General features: G+C 62.1%; 16 protein-coding genes. 7 read left to right on the top strand and 9 right to left on the bottom strand.

The annotated features are described in order from the left end of the window. Positions 1–46: 46 nt before the first annotated feature. The 3 genes from AC1DYC_RS03545 to AC1DYC_RS03535 all read right to left on the bottom strand — a co-directional run bounded on the left by AC1DYC_RS03545 (position 47) and on the right by AC1DYC_RS03535 (position 2,479). The gene (locus tag AC1DYC_RS03545; RefSeq protein WP_477404028.1) at positions 47–1,480 is read right to left on the bottom strand and encodes an aldehyde dehydrogenase family protein; all 1,434 of its coding nucleotides are present in this window, start codon (positions 1,478–1,480) and stop codon (positions 47–49) included. Positions 1,481–1,609: 129 nt separating this feature from the next. Further along, the gene (locus AC1DYC_RS03540; RefSeq protein WP_477404026.1) at positions 1,610–1,993 is read right to left on the bottom strand and encodes an ACT domain-containing protein; all 384 of its coding nucleotides are present in this window, start codon (positions 1,991–1,993) and stop codon (positions 1,610–1,612) included. Positions 1,994–2,017: 24 nt separating this feature from the next. After that, positions 2,018–2,479, bottom strand: coding sequence for an N-acetyltransferase family protein (locus AC1DYC_RS03535; protein WP_477404024.1), 462 nt, complete (start codon positions 2,477–2,479; stop codon positions 2,018–2,020). A gap of 351 nt (positions 2,480–2,830) precedes the next feature. On the opposite strand from AC1DYC_RS03535, the gene AC1DYC_RS03530 reads away from it, so the two are divergent. After that, a complete protein-coding gene (locus tag AC1DYC_RS03530) occupies positions 2,831–3,907 on the top strand; it encodes a YeiH family protein (protein WP_477404022.1) in 1,077 nt (358 codons plus the stop codon). A gap of 150 nt (positions 3,908–4,057) precedes the next feature. Here AC1DYC_RS03530 and AC1DYC_RS03525 read toward each other — a convergent pair whose 3' ends face one another. Then, on the bottom strand, positions 4,058–4,555 hold the full coding sequence (locus tag AC1DYC_RS03525; protein ID WP_477404020.1) for a GAF domain-containing protein: 498 nt from the start codon (positions 4,553–4,555) through the stop codon (positions 4,058–4,060). A 181-nt stretch (positions 4,556–4,736) separates the two neighbouring features. On the opposite strand from AC1DYC_RS03525, the gene AC1DYC_RS03520 reads away from it, so the two are divergent. After that, the gene (locus AC1DYC_RS03520) at positions 4,737–5,633 is read left to right on the top strand and encodes a GlxA family transcriptional regulator (protein ID WP_477408155.1); all 897 of its coding nucleotides are present in this window, start codon (positions 4,737–4,739) and stop codon (positions 5,631–5,633) included. A gap of 104 nt (positions 5,634–5,737) precedes the next feature. On the opposite strand, the gene AC1DYC_RS03515 is transcribed toward AC1DYC_RS03520, so the two are convergent. Next, on the bottom strand, positions 5,738–6,034 hold the full coding sequence (locus AC1DYC_RS03515) for a hypothetical protein (RefSeq protein ID WP_477404018.1): 297 nt from the start codon (positions 6,032–6,034) through the stop codon (positions 5,738–5,740). Between the two features lie 263 nt (positions 6,035–6,297). On the opposite strand from AC1DYC_RS03515, the gene AC1DYC_RS03510 reads away from it, so the two are divergent. The 5 genes from AC1DYC_RS03510 to AC1DYC_RS03490 all read left to right on the top strand — a co-directional run bounded on the left by AC1DYC_RS03510 (position 6,298) and on the right by AC1DYC_RS03490 (position 13,265). After that, a complete protein-coding gene (locus AC1DYC_RS03510; RefSeq protein WP_477404016.1) occupies positions 6,298–7,602 on the top strand; it encodes a M24 family metallopeptidase in 1,305 nt (434 codons plus the stop codon). A 337-nt stretch (positions 7,603–7,939) separates the two neighbouring features. Next, the gene (locus AC1DYC_RS03505; protein WP_477404014.1) at positions 7,940–8,617 is read left to right on the top strand and encodes an isochorismatase family protein; all 678 of its coding nucleotides are present in this window, start codon (positions 7,940–7,942) and stop codon (positions 8,615–8,617) included. 14 nt (positions 8,618–8,631) lie between these two features. After that, positions 8,632–9,618, top strand: a complete 987-nt coding sequence (locus tag AC1DYC_RS03500) for an alpha/beta hydrolase (protein ID WP_477404012.1) — start codon at positions 8,632–8,634, stop codon at positions 9,616–9,618. Between the two features lie 195 nt (positions 9,619–9,813). After that, entirely contained in the window at positions 9,814–11,454 is a 1,641-nt protein-coding gene (locus tag AC1DYC_RS03495; RefSeq protein ID WP_477404011.1) for an ABC transporter substrate-binding protein, read from the top strand. 125 nt (positions 11,455–11,579) lie between these two features. Then, positions 11,580–13,265 carry a hypothetical protein gene (locus tag AC1DYC_RS03490; protein WP_477404009.1) on the top strand — a complete coding sequence of 562 codons (1,686 nt, stop codon included), beginning with the start codon at positions 11,580–11,582 and terminating at the stop codon, positions 13,263–13,265. Between the two features lie 35 nt (positions 13,266–13,300). On the opposite strand, the gene AC1DYC_RS03485 is transcribed toward AC1DYC_RS03490, so the two are convergent. The 4 genes from AC1DYC_RS03485 to AC1DYC_RS03470 form a co-directional block, all read right to left on the bottom strand. After that, the gene (locus AC1DYC_RS03485) at positions 13,301–14,206 is read right to left on the bottom strand and encodes a hypothetical protein (protein WP_477404007.1); all 906 of its coding nucleotides are present in this window, start codon (positions 14,204–14,206) and stop codon (positions 13,301–13,303) included. After that, the gene (locus AC1DYC_RS03480) at positions 14,181–15,023 is read right to left on the bottom strand and encodes a hypothetical protein (RefSeq protein ID WP_477404005.1); all 843 of its coding nucleotides are present in this window, start codon (positions 15,021–15,023) and stop codon (positions 14,181–14,183) included. Before AC1DYC_RS03480 ends, AC1DYC_RS03485 begins: the two co-directional genes overlap by 26 nt. Positions 15,024–15,042: 19 nt before the next feature. Further along, the gene (locus AC1DYC_RS03475; protein WP_477404003.1) at positions 15,043–15,792 is read right to left on the bottom strand and encodes a YciC family protein; all 750 of its coding nucleotides are present in this window, start codon (positions 15,790–15,792) and stop codon (positions 15,043–15,045) included. Positions 15,793–15,906: 114 nt separating this feature from the next. Continuing rightward, a complete protein-coding gene (locus tag AC1DYC_RS03470; protein ID WP_477404001.1) occupies positions 15,907–16,785 on the bottom strand; it encodes a hypothetical protein in 879 nt (292 codons plus the stop codon). Positions 16,786–16,810: the final 25 nt, after the last annotated feature.

Below are 16,810 nucleotides of genomic sequence, written 5' to 3'. Positions count from 1 at the left end.
GCCCCTTCGATTGGATTGGAGCTAGCGAGGGCCTTGTCTCCCTGCCCTACTCCGCCGCCTCGTAGCCGGCGATGCCCTTGATCTCGAGGAAATCCTCGAGCCCATACTCGGCATATTCACGGCCGTTGCCGGATTGCTTGTAGCCGCCGAACGGCAGGCTGGCGTCCCAGGTGGGGTAATTGATGTAGACATTGCCGGTGCGCATGCGGGCGGCGACGTCGCGGGCCTTCTGGATGTCCTTGGCCTGGATGTAGGAGGCCAGACCGAAGACGGTGTCGTTGGCCTGCTCGACCGCCTGCTCGATCGTGTCGTACGGCAAGATCGCCAGCACTGGCCCGAAGATCTCTTCCTTGGCGATGCGCATGTCGGGAGTGACGTCGGCGAACACGGTCGGGCGGACATAGTAGCCGCGGTTGAGCTCGGCCGGACGCCCCGGTCCACCGGCAACCAGCGTCGCCCCTTCGTCAATGCCGGCCTGGATCAGGTCCTGGATCTTGTCGAACTGGAGCTGGCTGACCACGGGCCCAAGCTTGGTGCCGGCCGCATCGGCCGGACCGACGGTGAACTTTTCAGCCGCCGTCCTGGCATAGCCGGTGGCCTCGTCGTGGCGGTCGCGCGGCACGAACATGCGGGTCGGCGCATTGCAGGACTGGCCTGAGTTGCTGAAGCAGCCGGCGACGCCCTTGCTGACGGCCTTTTCCAGGTCGACATCGGGAAACAGGATGTTGGCCGACTTGCCGCCGAGCTCCTGATGCACGCGCTTGACCGTGTCGGCGGCCGCCTTGGCGACCAGGATGCCGGCGCGGGTCGACCCGGTGAACGACATCATGTCGATATCGGGATGGCTGGAAAGTGCCTGGCCGACGCCGGGGCCATCGCCGTTGACGAGGTTGAAGACCCCCTTCGGCACGCCGGCCTCGTCGATGATCTCGGCAAAGATGATGGCGTCGAGCGGCGCGATCTCGGACGGCTTCAGCACCATGGTGCAGCCGGCGGCGAGCGCGGGACCGACCTTGCAGGTGATCTGGTTCAGCGGCCAGTTCCACGGCGTGATCAGGCCGACGACGCCGATCGGTTCCTTGACGATCAGGGACGAGCCCTTGACATGGCGGAACTCGAACGACTTCAGCACTTGCGCGATCTTCTGCAGATGCGCCAGGCCGATGCCGACCTGGCTGTCGAGCGCCATCCGGCGCGGCGCGCCCATCTCGCGCGACACGGCCAGCGCCAGATCGGCGCTGCGTTTCTTGTAGACCTCGATGATGCGGTTGAGGATGTCGAGGCGTTCCTCGACCGAGGTGAAGCCGAATGTGTCGAAGGCACGTTTTGCCGCGGCCACCGCCTTGTCGACATCGGCCTTGGAGCCGAGCGAAATCTGCGCGAAGGCGTCTTCGTTGGACGGGTCGATGACGTCGAGTGCGTTGGGCACAACAGGATCGACCCAGGCGCCATCGATATAGAACTGCAGATTGTGAGACATCGGTTTCTCCTCGGGCGGGATATCTGGTGTGTGATTTGGGGAGCGATCGTCCGATCGTCGTATCGCGTCAGAGATAACGATGCGGCAAGAGCGATGTCAAACGCAAGGGCTGGCGATTGAGCCAGCCGGCTACAGAAGCGTGTGCCCCGCCGCGACCAGAAGCCCCCTTGCCGCGGCTTCATCCTTGGCTTTGACGAGCAGATGGTCGCCATCGAAGGTGGACACGAGAAAAATGCCGAGTTCGTTTTCCGACAACGGCTTTATCACCGACAGCACGATGCCTGTTTCGTCGAAGGCAAAGGGACCCTGGAGCTTCAGGGCGACCCAGTCCCTGTCGTGCTTCACGCCATCCGGGACCCGATCCTGCAGGCAGACGACCGAAAGCTCGTCCTCGGTCCGGGTGATGCTGACGAAGCCGGGTCCATCGGCCCAGCCGGGAATGCTGTCTTTTGCTTCGAGGCGCGAAACTGCGTACCGCCCCGAGAGCGGCTTCAACCGGACCCTGACTGCCATCCGATCCTCCCCGTTTGTTGGCCATCACGCCAGCCTCTTGCTCATATAGACCGTCGTGCCGTTCATGAATGGCTCTTCGCGGTCGATCGTGTAGCCGTGCTTCCTGTAGAGCGACACATTGGCTTCGAACGCGCCGTTTGTCAGCAGGCGCAATTCGCGGCGCCCAGCGGCGCGTGCCTTCTCTTCGGCCCGCTCCAGCAACAGCCGTCCGATCCCCCTGCCCTGTGCCTGCGGTGCGACGCAGACATTCTCGAGCCAGAGGTGATCGTCCTCCAGCATGGTTTCGAGCATACCGACGATGCGGCCGTCCTCGACAGCGAGATCGAAGGGATGTTCGGCAACCGCCTTGTCATAGTCGGCGCGCATCGGCATCGGCTCGCGGCCAATCATCGGCACCCATTTGGCATAGGCGGCGCGCACGATGTCCTTGATGGTGGCGGCGTCGGCGACTTCGGCCGGCCGAAATTCGATGGAAGAATTGGTCATAGCAAGACTCCAGACATGAAAACCCCGCCGGCAGATGTTGCGGCGGGGTTGGAAACGAACGAACCGGAATTATTGGGCCGGTCTTTGTCGTCGCGCCTTGCCGCTCCCCACTGTGCAGAGGCGACGTCGCTTGGTGATGGCGAGCGAGAAAACGGACATGGCGCCACGCTGGAACAGGAAGCGCAGCCCGTCAAGATTTTGAGATTGGCCCAGCCTGTCGAATTCAGGGATGCTCCATCGTCAGGTCAGAACCGATCGTTCGTAAAAACAGATCATTCTAACCAAAACAATTCGTTGGAAAGATTGGTTCAGGAATGGCATTCCTCCGGCCTAGTCGCTTGGAGCATTGCATTGTCTTCCGCCACCCACATCGCGAACGATATTCCGAAAACACTGATACCGGCCGATCTGGCGGCGGGCCGCAAGCGGCTCGATTCGGCGTGGAACGGCGTTATCCCCGGCATCGTGCTGGTGGCGATGATTACTGCCGTGGCCTTCTCGGCCCACAATGTCTCCGGCTTCGCTTTGTTCAGCCCGATGATCCTCGCCGTCGTCGCCGGCATGATCTATTCCAATGTGCTCGGTACACCCACTCACGCCAAGGCCGGCATCGCCTTCTCGCAAAAGCGCCTGCTGCGCTTTGCCATCGTGCTGCTCGGCTTCCAGCTGACGCTCGGCCAGGTCGTCTCCATCGGGGTCAGTGGCGTCGGCATTGTTGCGGCTACCCTTGGCGCGACCTTCGTCTTCACCATCACGCTCGGCCGGTTGCTCGGCGTCGACCGCAAGCTGGCGCAATTGATTGCCGCCGGCACCTCGATCTGCGGCGCCTCGGCGATCGTTGCCACCAACATCGTCACCGATGCGCGCGACGAGGACGTCACCTACGCCGTCGCCTCGATCACGCTGTTCGGCACTGTCGCCATGCTCGGCTTCCCGCTGCTGGCACCGGTGCTCGGCCTCGACCAGCATGCGTTCGGCCTGTGGGCCGGGGCCTCGATCCATGAGGTGGCGCAGGTCATTGGCGCAGGCTTCCAGAACGGCGCCCAGTCCGGCGAGATCGCCACCGTCGCCAAACTCACCCGCGTCGCGATGCTGGCGCCGATGGTCATTGCGCTCGGCCTGATGGGGCGCCGCAAGACGAGCAGCGACCGGTCAAGCGACCAATCGGCGGCCCGGCCGCCCATGCCGTGGTTCGTCGCCGCTTTCGTCGCTGTCGTGGCACTGAACAGCTTGGTCACCGTGCCGGCCGAAGTGAAGTCGGCCATGGCGCTCGGCACCACAATGATGCTGACCATGGGGCTCGCCGCCATGGGCCTGCAGGCCAACATTTCGCAGCTGCGCTCGCGCGGCCTTCGGCCGCTGGCCCTCGCCTTCTCGGCCTTTCTGTTCATCGGCTGCTTCAGCCTGATGCTGGTGAAGTTCGCCTAATTCCTTCCGGAAGTCTCAGCGCCGGCCAGGATGAGGTCGATGCCGGCAAGGAATTGCTCGCGGTCGTCATGGTCGCGAAACCGCGCCGCCATCTTGTGCAGGGGGAAGCACGGATGACCGTGGTCCCGATCCAGGCGAAGGTGGGCTAGCTCAGTCCTCGAACGAGCTTGCCGCGACATAGATCGCGGCCAACGCCTCGATGCCGGCCTGGTCGTCCTTGTCGAAGCGGCCGGGCGTCGGGCTGTCGAGGTCGATCAGGCCGAAGACGCCGTCATTGTCCCTGAGCAGCACGACCAGCTCCGAGCGCGAGGCGGCGTCGCAGGCGATATGGCCGGCAAACTCGTGCACGTCCTTGACCAGCATCGACATTTCGAGATCGACGGCGGTGCCGCACACACCCTTGCCGACCGCAATGCGCACGCAGGCCGGCTTGCCCTGGAACGGTCCGAGCACCAGCTCCTCGTCGGAGGCCAGGAAGTAGAAACCGGCCCAGTTGAGGTCGGGCACAATCTGGAAGATCAGCGCCGATGTGTTGGCGGCATTGGCGACCGAATCGCTCTCGCCCTCGAGCAGCGCCTTCAACTGGGCTGCCAGTTCGCGGTAGAAGGCTGGCTTGTCGGTGCTGTCGATGGTCTGGGCCGCAAACATGGTTCGTCTCCGTTGCCGGCGAGCCAGGATGCCCGCTATATCCCTGTCTGCCACCAATGACGCGCCCGGGAAATACACAATTGTGAATACCGTCCATGCCAGCAGAAGACAGGATCGGGTGCAGCCGGCAGCCAGCGAAAGCCCCCTCACCTTCGCCGTGCTGGTCTTTCCCGGCTTTCCGATGATGGCGTTCAGTTCGGTGATCGAGCCGCTGCGCGCCGCCAATGTTCTGGCCAAACGGGATTGTTATCGCTGGGTGATCGTCGGCGCCGACCAGGGCACGGTCGAGGCATCCAATGGGGTTGTCATACAACCGGGATTCTCAGCCTCCGGCGCGCCGAAGGTCGACCGCATCGTCGTCTGCTCGGGCGGCAATGCCGACTTGCTTGTCGCCGATGATGCGGTTGCCTGGATGCGCAAGAGCCTGCGGGGCGGCGCCCATATCGGCGCGGTGGCCGATGCGGCGTTCTTCCTCGCCAGGGCCGGCTTGCTTGACGGCCATGCCTGCACCTTGCACTGGACCAGCCAAGCGGCCTTCACCGAGGCATTCCCCGACATCGAGCTTCGGCGCGACCTCTATGTCATCGACCGCAAGCGCTTCACCTCGGCCGGCGGTGTCGGCAGCCTCGACATGATGCTGGAGATCATCACCAACGATTATGGCGGCGAGCTCGCAGCCGGTGTCGCCGAATGGTTCGTGCACAGCCCCTTGCGCTCGAGTGTCGATCGCAAGCTGATGCCACTCAGGCTGCGCACCGGTGTCCAGAACGAGCTAGTGCTGTCGGCCATCGCCATCATGGAGGATGCGGTCGAGGAGCGGCTGGGCATGACCGAGCTGGCGGCAAGGCTCGGCGTCTCCTCCGACAAGCTCGAGCGCAATTTCCGCACCGAGCTCAGCATTTCCCCCAACGGCTACTACCGGCGCCTCAGGCTGCGGCGCGCCGCCGACCTGCTCGCGCATTCGACGCTGATGGTGCGAGATGTGGCGCTGGCCTGCGGCTTTGCGTCGATGTCGAGCTTTGCGAGGGCGTTTCGCGAAGAGCATGGGCACGCGCCGAAGGCGATGCGGCGGCATTAGGACCAGAATTGGCTGATTGCAGCCAACGGCTGAAACGGGTGGAGGGCGGACGTAAGTTTCCCTGACGCGACTTCCCTATCTGTTTTAGTTCGATGCCCAATCCATCAGCGCGGGAAACGGGTCCAGTTCGGATCCTTCATCTTCATCCTAACCATATGCAATAGATTGTCCCTCACTTCCTTTGTTGCTTGAAATGGGATATCAAAATTCAAGCTATGATCGACGCATGAAACGATATATTCTTCTTCGTCAGATCTAACTTTCTTGTCAAGCAATCGTAATATCCATCTACTGATCTCTATATGATCTTCCCTATACTTGTCGTCTCTCATCGCGATGCGACCGCCGCCGACCCATTCTTTTCTCAGTTCTCTCATCTGTTCTTCGCTTCGCCGGTCCATCCGCCAATCTCCGTCTGCTTCACCACTTTTTCAATGTTTTGAATTCGTTTGCAACAAGACTTGCGGCACGTCGCGTGTCCGTCGGCCAATACACCCTCGTCGCCTGCTAGACTTCCGCTTTTGGTCGAAACTTGGTCGTTCGTGTTGATGGGTCTTGACCTAGATTTCGGCGGTATCTCGCACAACATTCGCGGTTTTCCGCACAACCGTTTCGCCCCTAATACGCAATGTTCAAACGTCGCAACCCAGCCAAGGCCTTACCCATGAGCATCGTTGTATTCGATCCCGACAGCACCGAGGATGTGGACTTTAGGGATCGCATGCGCCACCCGGTCGCGGCCGACTCCGCCGGCGGCATGTGGCTGTCGGACACCGAGCCGTCCTTCATCGATGCCGACGCTTTGCGAAAAGGCCGGCTTGCGAAACTGCGGGCCTGGATGCGCGAGGCGGGTTATGGCGGCGTCGTGCTGTTCGACCCTTACAACCAGCGCTACGCCACCGGCTCGCGCAACATGTTCGGCTATTTCCTGCGCAACTCGACGCGCTATTTCTTTATCCCTTCCGAAGGGCCGATCGTGCTGTTCGAATATCCGCAGAGCTACCATGTCTCGATGGTGCTCGACACGATCGACGAGGCGCGCCCGTCCAAGCTGGTATGGTCCTCGGTGTCGGGCCGCGACGACGAGACCGCCGGCCCGTTCGCCGACGAGATCACCGAGCTTTTGAAGAAGCATGGCGGCGGCTCGATGAAGCTCGGGCTCGACCGGTGCAGCCATCTGCAGGCGCTGGCATTGGAAAAGCGCGGCTGCGAGGTTAGGGATTGCCAGGGCGAGATACTGGCGGTGCGCGCCGTGAAGACGCCTGAGGAAGTCAAATGCCTGCAGGTGTCCATGGCCGGCGCGGAAGCCGCCGTCTATGCCGTGCGCGAAGCGATCAAGCCCGGCGTTTCCGAAAACGACCTGTTCGCCATCATGTATGGCGAGGTCATCCGCCAGGGCGGCGAGTTCATCGAGACGCGGTTGCTCACCTCGGGCCAGCGCACCAATCCGTGGTTCAACGAGGCCAGCGGCCGCAAGATCAGGCCAGGCGAACTCCTGGCGCTCGATACCGACACGATCGGCTGCTACGGCTACTATTCCGATTTTTCGCGCACCTTCCGCTGCGGTCCGGGCAAGCCGACCGACTACCAGAAATCGCTCTACCGCATGGCGCACGACCAGGTTCAGCACAATATTTCGATCGTCAAGCCGGGCATGGCGTTTCGCGAGATCGCCGAAAGAGCGTGGAAAATCCCCGACCGTTTCGTCGATCAGCGCTATACCTCAGTCATGCACGGCGTCGGCATGCATGGCGAAACGCCGTTCATTGCCCATGCCATGGACTACGAGACTTATGGCCGCGACGGCGTCATCGTGCCCGGCATGGTGGTCAGCGTGGAAAGCTATATCGGCGAGAAAGGCGGCCGCGAGGGCGTCAAACTGGAGGACGAGATCCTGATCACCGACACCGGCACCGAATTGCTGTCGCGTTTCCCCTATGAGGATGAGTTTCTGGAGAAACAGGTTTGACGCCAACGTCCCCCATCGACCTCTATGCGATATCGCAAACCTTCGGGAATAGCCGCGGCACCCATGCCTTCGTCATCCTAGGGCGAAGCAAGGAGCGCAGCGACGCGGCGCAGACCCTAGGATCCATGCCGGGACTCCCGAGCACCGCAACGGTGCAGAGTTCTGCTCCGCTGTGTTTCTCGGCCAACGTCACGGCATGGATCCTCGGGTCTCCGCGACGGAGCTGCGCTCCTGCCTCGCCCGTGGATGACGAAGTCGCGAGGGCTTCTGAGCCAATCTCCAAGGCTTGCGCCAATTTGCTGAACAGAGCGGCGTCGGCAGCCAAAGGCGCAGCCACATGAAAAGCCCCATCTCGATCAAACGCGGCACGGTGGCTGCGGTGTTCATCGACCTGCAGGAGGAGCATCGGCAGGACAAGCGCTACCTGGTCGAAGGCTATGGCGAGGTGCTGGCCAACGTCCAGCGCCTGCAGGCGGCGGCGCGGCGCAACTTCGTGCCGCTCTACCACTGGGCCTATATCGTCGACACGGCCAAGGCGCGGCCGTTCCATCCGCTCGACGCCGACGGCAAGTCGGCCTTTTCCGACAAGAGCGATCCGCTGACAGAGATTTGTCATGAGGTGGCGCCGGCCAATGGCGAGGCATTGCTGATCAAGGCGGAGGCCAGCGCCTTCCGTTCGGGGCCGGCGGCGCGCGACCTCAAATCCGGCGGCATCGAATGGCTGATCGTCGCCGGCGTGTGGACCGAGGCCTGCGTCGACGCCACCGTGAAGGACGCGGTCGCATCCGGCTTTCGCGTTCTGCTGGTCAAGGATGCCTGCGGCAGCGGTAGTGCCGCGATGCACCAGACCGCCATCCTCAACCTCGCCAACCGGCTCTATGGCGGCGCCGTCACCAACACCATCGACGCCTGCCGGCTGATGGCGGGCGACACGGTTGATGCATGGCAGGTCGAGGGCTCGGTGCCGCTGCGTTTCACCTTTGAAAACGCCGGCCGGCTCTACGGCGAACTCTGAGCGGGCAAGAGACAATGGGCACGGTCCACAAGCTCAAGACAGCCAGGCGGGGAAAATACGCCACCCTGCTCGACCCGGCGCTGTGGGACTACATCGACCGCGTCAACGACTGGTTCCCGCCCGAAATCGCCGAACTGCCGATCGCCGAGCAGAGGTCGGTCTATGACGCGATGTGCCGCGCTTTCCATCAGGGTTATCCCGCCGGGGTCTCGGCCAGCGACGGCATCATTGCCGCCGATGAAGGGCATGCCATCCCCATCCGCTACTACCGCATGGCGGGCAAGCCGGTGCGCGCAATCGTCGTCTACTATCATGGCGGCGGCTTTGTGCTTGGCGGGCTCGACAGTCATGACGACATCTGCGCCGAGATCTGCGCCGGCACCGGCTTCGACGTCGTTTCGGCCGACTACCGGCTGGCGCCGGAACATCGGCACCCGGCCGCCTTCGACGACGCGCTGATTGTCTTCAAATGGGCGGCGGTGACAACGGCCCTTCCAATCGTGCTCGTCGGCGAAAGCGCCGGCGGCAACCTTGCGGCCGCGGTCGCGCATGCGTCGCGCCGCCACCCGCGCCATGCGGTCGGCCAGGTGCTGATCTATCCCGGCCTCGGCGGCGATGAAAACGCCGGCTCCTATGTCGAGCACGCGCAGGCGCCGCTGCTGACCCTGCGCGACATCGAAACCTATGGCACCATCCGCTGCGGCCCGGAGCAGTCGCCCGACGACCCGACATTCTCGCCGCTGCGAGACAGCGATTTCTCCGGCCTGCCGCCGACGGTCATCGTCACTGCCCAGTGCGATCCGCTGTCATCGGACGGCGAGACCTATCGCGACCGCATCGTTGCCGCCGGCGGCCGCGCCTGGTGGTATGAGGAGCCGCGCCTGGTGCACAGTTTTTTGCGTGCCCGCAAAAGCGTTCCGCGCGCCGGCGAGGCGTTTTTGTGCACGCTCGCCGCCATCGCCGCCGTCGCCGTGCTCGGCAAGAACGACTGGCCATATTGAGCCTGCTTCATCCGTATTTCTTTGGCTGATCTCGCTGCCGCTCTGCGGAGCAACGCACAAGAACTGCGGAAATTCGAACATTTCCCTGCGTCAGCCCGCCCTATCATTGTCTGCTCAGGCAACGGCGCCCCGGCGATCGCATCTCCTTCCCAAACAGAAGCGGTTTGTCGGGGCGCCCAACGAGAGGGAACGACGATGAAATTCATGCTGACCGACAGAAGATTGCATCCGAAGGCGAAACCCGTTGCCGACGACTTCAGGAAAGGCGGGATAAACCGCCGCGAATATCTCGCCATCATGGCCGGCTTCGGCGTGAGTGCTGCCGGCGCGCTGGCGCTGGGCGGTCTTGCCCCTTCGCCCGCCCGGGCCGAGGAGCCGAAGCGCGGCGGCACCTTGCGCGTCGCCATGAACGTCAAGGGGTTCAAGGATCCGCGCACTTTCGACGGCGTGGAAATGTCCAATGTCGCGCGCCACTGCAACGAATATCTGGTGCGCTGGAACCGCGACTTCACCTTCGAACCGTGGCTGCTCGAAAGCTGGGAAACCAGTGATGACGCCAAAACTATCACGCTGCATGTACGCAAAGGCATCGCCTGGTCGAACGGCGATGCCTTCAATGCCGACGACGTGATCCACAATCTCAACCGCTGGTGCGATGCAGGTGTGGCCGGCAATTCGGTCGCCGCGCGCATGGGCGCGCTGGTCAATGCAGACACCAAGAAGCCGGTCGATGGCGGCATCGAAAAGGTCGACGACTTCACCGTCAAACTCAATCTGCCGAAGCCCGACATTTCGCTGATCGCCGGGATGGCCGATTATCCGGCGCTGATCATGCATCGCTCCTATGAGGGCGGCGACGACCCGATGAAGGCGCTGGCGATCACCACCGGCCCCTGCGAACTGGTCAGCTGGAATGCCGAGACAAGTGCCGAGGTAAAGCGCAAGGACAAGCCCTGGTGGAAAGGCGACTTCTATCTCGATGGCATCAAATGGGTCGATTATGGCTCTGATCCCAACGCCATGCTGTCGGCGTTCGAATCCGGCGAAATCGACACCGACCACGAAACCGCCTCCGACGCCGTCTCGCAGACAGAGCAGATGGGCTTGCTAAATTCCGAGATCGCCACCGGCTCGACCATCGTTGCCCGCTTCAATGTCGGCAATGCGCCCTATGACGACGTCAAGGTGCGCCGCGCCGCGCAGCTTGCCGTCGACAATTCGGCCGTGCTGACGCTTGGTCTCGGCGGTCGCGGCAAGCCCGCGGACAACCACCATGTCGGCCCGATGCACCCGGAATTCGCCGATATCGGCCCCGCCAAGCGCGACATGGACCAGGCGAAGAAACTGCTCGCCGAGGCCGGCAAGGCCGACCACGAATTCGATCTGATCTCGGTCGACGTCGAATGGCAAAAAAGCACCGGCGACGCGATCGCCGCGCAGATGCGCGAGGCCGGCCTGAAGATCAAGCGCACCGTGCTGCCGGCCGCGACCTTCTGGAACGACTGGAGCAAATATCCCTTCTCCACCACCGAATGGCTGGGCCGGCCGCTCGGCGTCCAGGTGCTGGCGCTTGCCTATAAATCGGGCGCTGCCTGGAACGAAAGCGCCTATGCCAACAAGGAGTTCGACGAACTTCTCGACAAGGCGCTGGCAACGCCGGATGCCGCCCAGCGCAAGGAGATCATGGCCAAGATCGAGCAGAATTTGCGCGATGCCGGCATCATCATCCAGCCCTACTGGCGCTCGGTCTACCGCACCTACCGCAAGGGCGTGCAAGGCTGCGAACAGCACCAGTCACTGGAGCAGCATTTTGAGACGGTGTGGCTGGAAAGCTGATCCCTCCCGGGACTGTTGGGCCGGCGCGGTTCGAATGAGCCGCGCCGGCCGAATGCCGTTTGCCATGCGCATGATTTTTGGCACAGATTGCGCCTGACCGACTTTCGGCTCAGAGCGAATCAAGCATGGACCATTTCGACCTCGGCACCTATCGCCGCCCCATCTCCACCGCCTCGGCCGAGACGCAGCGCTGGTTCGATATCGGGCTAAACTGGTGCTACGGCTTCAACCATGAGGAAGGCATAAAGTGCTTCGAGAAGGCGCTGGAGACCGACCCTGATTGCGCCTTTGTGCATTGGGGCATCGCCTATGCCGCCGGGCCTTTTTATAACCTCACCTGGAAGGAGCACGGCAAGGATGAGGCGAACCGTGCAGCCAAGCGCTGCTTCGAGCATGTACAGTTGGCACGCACCCATGCGGCCAACGCCAGCCCCGTCGAACAGCGGCTGATCGAGGCGTTGGCTGTCCGCTTCCAGAAGCCGCACGGCGTCGAGCCTGCGGAATTCGAACAATGGGACAATGCCTATGCCGCCGCGATGCGGCAGGTTTTTCGCGACTTCCCCGACGACCATGATGTGATGGCGCTGACCGTCGAGGCGCTGATGATGCGCACCGTGCGGCGGCTGTGGGATTTGAAGACCGGCAGACCGGCGCCGAACTCGGATGTGCTGGAGGCGCTGGACGTTTGCGAGCGCTCGGTCCGGCTGTCGGACGAAGCCGGCACAGCACCGCATCCGGCGATCCTGCATCTGCATATCCATCTGCTCGAAATGTCGACGCAGCCGGAGCGTGGTGTTCGTTCGGCGGATTTGCTCGGCACCATGTGCCCCGATGCCGGCCACATGAACCACATGCCGGGGCATATCCATGTGCTGTGCGGCGACTACGAAAAGGCGAAGCTCGCCAGCGAAAAGGCGGTGCGCGCCAACGACCTCTACCTCGCCTATGCAGCCGAGCCGACCTACTACCTGCTCGGCTGCTGCCACGACCTGCATCTGATGATGTTCACCTGCATGTTCCTTGGCCAGTACCAGCCGGCAATTTGGGCGGCCGACAAGGTGCGCGACCTGGTGACGCGCGACGTGGTCGCCATCCAGGACCGGCCGAAGCTCACCCAGACGGTCGAAGGCTATCACGCGATGAAATCGCATGTGCAGGTGCGCTTCGGCCGCTGGCAGGAGATCATCGATGAGCCGATCGTGGCGGAGCCGGAACTCTATGTGCTGACATCAGCCATGCAGCACTACGCCAAGGGCGTCGCGCATGCGACGCTCCGGCAGTTTCCGGCGGCCGAGCGTGAGCGCGAAAACTTCCGCAGGCATGTCGCGAGCATTCCGCCGGAGCGGCGCTTCCTTAGCAATCCGACGCGGGCTTCGCTGGCCGTCGGCGCGGCTCTTCTCGACGGCGAGCTAGCCTATCACCAAGGCCGGCATGACGAGGCCTATGCGCACCTGCGCCAAGCGGTCGAGCTCGACGACAATCTGTCCTACACCGAGCCATGGGCCTGGATGCACCCACCCCGCCACGCACTGGCCGCCCTGCTACTCGACCAGGGCCACGCTGAGGAGGCCGAGCAGGTCTATCGCGACGATCTCGGCCTCAGCGGCAAGGTGCAACGCTGCGCCCAGCATCCCGACAATGTCTGGGCGCTGCACGGGCTGGTCGAATGCCTGAAGCGGCGCGGCGAGAGCGTGGAACTGCCGGGTTTGCAGGCGAAACTCACAGCAGCACTGGCCAAGGCGGATGTAGCGATCACCTCGTCGTGTCTCTGCCGGACGAGCGTGCAAGCGGACCATAACTGCTGTCACTGAATCCGGGCCGCCCGACCAAACGAGCAGTTTCGTCTTCAGGAGAAAATTTCTGCCAGATCTTCAACGCTGGTACCTTCCTTGACCCGGCGCAACTCGACGTAAGTGACTGCGACACCAACCGATGCGACCAGCCAAACGATTGCCGAGACGACGGCGCGTGGGATTGCGCCAGTGATCGCATCAGACGATGAAGCAATCGCAACTGGCGCAAATCCAGTCCCGAAGAACAATCCCAACCGCAGGGCGACAACCAGCCCAAAAACGATCGAAACCAGCCCAAATATCGGCCAGCGGTATCCCCTGGTCAGGGCGCGGCTGCGCGACATCGAAGCGTCTATCCCAAGGCTCTCCTGTACCGCGGCGGGAACAGCAATCGAAATTCCCAGCCCCCACATGACACAGGGCGCGATCAAGATAACGAACGCGATTGGCCCCCCGTAAGGGATGATCAAACTGGCAGCAAGCATCGCGAAACGCGCGACAAAATAGACAAGATAGATCACCAGGCCTATGCCCACGATCGGCAGAAAATGGCGCAGAGCTGTCCGAATACAGCCGCCGATCGACGCACGATTGCCGTTAATGTTGTCAATGGTCGCCTTCGACAGCATCGCGAGACCCAGGAGATTCAGCGCGACGCCCAGGAAGCCGGAAACCAGGGCCGAGCCCATATTGAGCACGATCGCCCATGGGCTGTTGCCATATGCATCGGCCAGATATGCCAGCTTCGGCCAATACCAAAAGGTCCACAGATCAACCAGGACCAAGGGGAGGACGAAGAACGCTACGCCAACCGCCAGCGAGAGGATCAGATTCCGCCCGATGAAAGCGACGGTGTTGCTGATCACCTTTCCCAGTCGCAACTTCTCCGACTGCCCCTGCGTTTCCCACGCCATTAAATCTGCCGCCGTTCGCTCAAGAGAAAATCTCCGCCAGTTCACCGACGCTGGCGCCTTCCTTGATCCGTCGCAGTTCCACGTAGGTGACGGTGATGGCGATTGAGGCCAGCATCCAGATCATCGCCCAGACGAGTGCGTCCAGGAGCGACCCGACGATGAAGGCAGAGACGGGAGTAAGCGCCGTCAAGACAAATACAACTGCCAAAGCCAAGCCCACTTGCCTGATGACAAAAAGCGTAATGACGATCAAAAACAGCCCGAATATCGGCCAGCGATGCCCCTTGGTCAGAGCGCGGCTGCGCAACATTGAAGCTCTCACCCCGAGCCTCTCCAGTATCGCCACGGGAACGGCGACAGAGGTTCGCAGCCCCCAAGGAATAAAGGGCGCGATCAAAACAGCGAGCGCAGCGAGGGCTTCAGAGGGAGTGAGCACTCCGGTGCGAAGCATCGCGTAGCTCGCGAAAAAGACGGCGAGATAGATTGCAAAACCTATCCCCACGATCGGGAGAGAGTACCGCAGGGCTGCCTGAATAGAGCCGCCAACCGACGGGCGATCGCCCTTGATCCCGTCTATCGTCGCCCTCGACAGGACCGCATATCCTACGAAATTCAGCGCCGCGGCCAACAGTCCGGAAGCCAGCATGAAGGCCTCTGGCGCCCATTGGCCGCCACAGGCAATAGAAGGCAGTCTGGACAAATACGAAAAGACCCCCAGACTGGCCAACAAGGCGGGCAGAACGAAGAACAGAGCGCCCACAACGAGCGAGAAGATCAAATTCCGCCCGATGAAAGAGACGGTGCTGTTGATCACCTTCCCCAGCCGCAACTTCTCCGACTGCCCCTGGGTTACCACCGCCATGAAATCGACCGCCGCGCGCTCAAGAGAATATCTCCGCAAGGTCCTCGATGCTGGTGCCTTCCCTGACCCGCCGCAATTCGATGTACATGGCCACAGGTGCGATCGACGTCACCACGCCCGAAGCCGTGTCGGCCAGCGCATTGAGGAAGAAGCCCGGCGTTGCGTCGGACAAGGATGCGAATTGGTCCAGCCCGAGGCCCATTGCGATTGAAGCGACAAGTATGACCAGCCAGAACGCCATCAGCGGCCAGAGGCTGCCTTTGGCAAGGTCGCGGCTGCGCCTCATGGCGGCGAATACACCCAGTCTCTCCTGGACCACGACCGGTATTGCGACAGACCAGCGGGCCAGCAAGAACAGTCCCGGAACGATGAGGAGCAAAAGACCTATCCAGACGCCCAGTGCGACCAGCAACGAAATGACTATTGTCGGCAACAGGACCGGGAAAGCCGTCTTGATGCAATCCCGGAACGAAGGCCGTTTGCCGCTCAGATCCTCGATGGTTGCCCGCGTCAATGCCGCCTGAAGGATGGCGCCGAGTACAATATTGCCAAACAGTTCGATGACAGTGATCGCGATCCGTTGTGCCGAAAATTCCGGGGTGCCAGACGCGACCGCGGTCATGGTTTTCCAGTACCAGAGCGACAGCCCGAATCTCGGCAATGCATAGATGATCAATGCCAGCCCAATGCAAAGCATCGGATTGCGCCGGATGACGGCGAACGTGTCGCCGAGAACACTGCCGAGGCGGAATTTGTCTGCAAGCACCATCGAAGCTTTAGGTCCTTATCCGCTTGTGGCCGATGCCCCGCAGAGCGAGGGAGCAGCCTGCCGCGCCGAAATCGCGAACCGTCGCGATCCGTTCGAAGATGCAATGTCGCGAATTTACGAGAATATCTCCGCCAGTTCGTCGACGCTGGTGCCTTCCTTGACCTGGCGCAGTTCGACATAGGCGACGGCAATCGTCACCGACAGCATCGTTGAAAAGATCGTCGATACCAGACTGCTGCCAATCGCTCCGACCAGCACCCCGACACCGGTGATGCCGCCGGTGGTGGCAACAGCCAGTCCAAAAAACAAAGAGAACACCGCCTGGATGAGCATCGCCGCCACGCCGATGATCAGCAGCAGCCAGAATATCGACCATCGGCTGCCCTTGGTCAGGGCTCGGCTGCGCGATATCGAGCCGAATACGCCAAGCCTCTCTTGAACCGCAATGGGCACGGAAACCGATACGGAAATCAGCCAGATGAAAGCGGGGATCAACGCCAGGGCGAGCCCGATCAGCCACCCGAGAAGGGGAATGGCCCAGGCCATGAAAACCATCACAAAAACCCCCACCACCAGGACGAGGATGACCAGGATGCCTATGCCGAGCGTGGGGAAGAAGCTGCGCAATGCAATCTGGATGCAGTCGCCGATGACGGGCCGCTTTCCGTTCAGATCCTCGATCGCCGCCCTCACCAGTGCAGCCTGCACCAGCAAAGCCAGCCCGAAGATGATCAAAGAAGCGACTATCGATAGGGCCGAGTAGTCCTCCATGGCTGACGTTTCGAAAGCGGCGGCGTTGCCGGCGCCACCTGCGCCCACCATCGTCGCGACCCGGGACAGGTTCCAGAGGTTGTACAGCAGTGCGGGCAGGGTCGAAAAAAGTCCGACAACCACAGCAAGGAAACCCAGATTGCGGCCGATGACCGCAAAGCTGTTGCTGAAGACCCTGCCGATGCGGAATTTTTCCGGTCGTTGCTGCGCCAGTGACGTCACGGTGCCTCCCTGCCCTGGCACATGC

It is taken from the genome of Mesorhizobium sp. P2_E7 (genome assembly GCF_056403855.1).
The sequence above is the reverse complement of the archived record's forward strand: the minus strand, read 5'-3'. Positions and strand labels throughout refer to the sequence as shown.

Excerpts from the sequence above, each read along its gene's own strand:
- AC1DYC_RS03545 (WP_477404028.1), bottom strand. The coding sequence starts at position 1,480 with ATGTCTCACAATCTGCAGTTCTATATCGATGGCGCCTGGGTCGATCCT.
- AC1DYC_RS03540 (WP_477404026.1), bottom strand. The coding sequence starts at position 1,993 with ATGGCAGTCAGGGTCCGGTTGAAGCCGCTCTCGGGGCGGTACGCAGTT.
- AC1DYC_RS03535 (WP_477404024.1), bottom strand. The coding sequence starts at position 2,479 with ATGACCAATTCTTCCATCGAATTTCGGCCGGCCGAAGTCGCCGACGCC.
- AC1DYC_RS03525 (WP_477404020.1), bottom strand. The coding sequence starts at position 4,555 with ATGTTTGCGGCCCAGACCATCGACAGCACCGACAAGCCAGCCTTCTAC.
- AC1DYC_RS03520 (WP_477408155.1), top strand. The coding sequence starts at position 4,737 with ATGATGGCGTTCAGTTCGGTGATCGAGCCGCTGCGCGCCGCCAATGTT.
- AC1DYC_RS03515 (WP_477404018.1), bottom strand. The coding sequence starts at position 6,034 with ATGGACCGGCGAAGCGAAGAACAGATGAGAGAACTGAGAAAAGAATGG.
- AC1DYC_RS03510 (WP_477404016.1), top strand. The coding sequence starts at position 6,298 with ATGAGCATCGTTGTATTCGATCCCGACAGCACCGAGGATGTGGACTTT.
- AC1DYC_RS03505 (WP_477404014.1), top strand. The coding sequence starts at position 7,940 with ATGAAAAGCCCCATCTCGATCAAACGCGGCACGGTGGCTGCGGTGTTC.
- AC1DYC_RS03500 (WP_477404012.1), top strand. The coding sequence starts at position 8,632 with ATGGGCACGGTCCACAAGCTCAAGACAGCCAGGCGGGGAAAATACGCC.
- AC1DYC_RS03495 (WP_477404011.1), top strand. The coding sequence starts at position 9,814 with ATGAAATTCATGCTGACCGACAGAAGATTGCATCCGAAGGCGAAACCC.
- AC1DYC_RS03490 (WP_477404009.1), top strand. The coding sequence starts at position 11,580 with ATGGACCATTTCGACCTCGGCACCTATCGCCGCCCCATCTCCACCGCC.
- AC1DYC_RS03480 (WP_477404005.1), bottom strand. The coding sequence starts at position 15,023 with ATGGCGGTGGTAACCCAGGGGCAGTCGGAGAAGTTGCGGCTGGGGAAG.
- AC1DYC_RS03475 (WP_477404003.1), bottom strand. The coding sequence starts at position 15,792 with ATGGTGCTTGCAGACAAATTCCGCCTCGGCAGTGTTCTCGGCGACACG.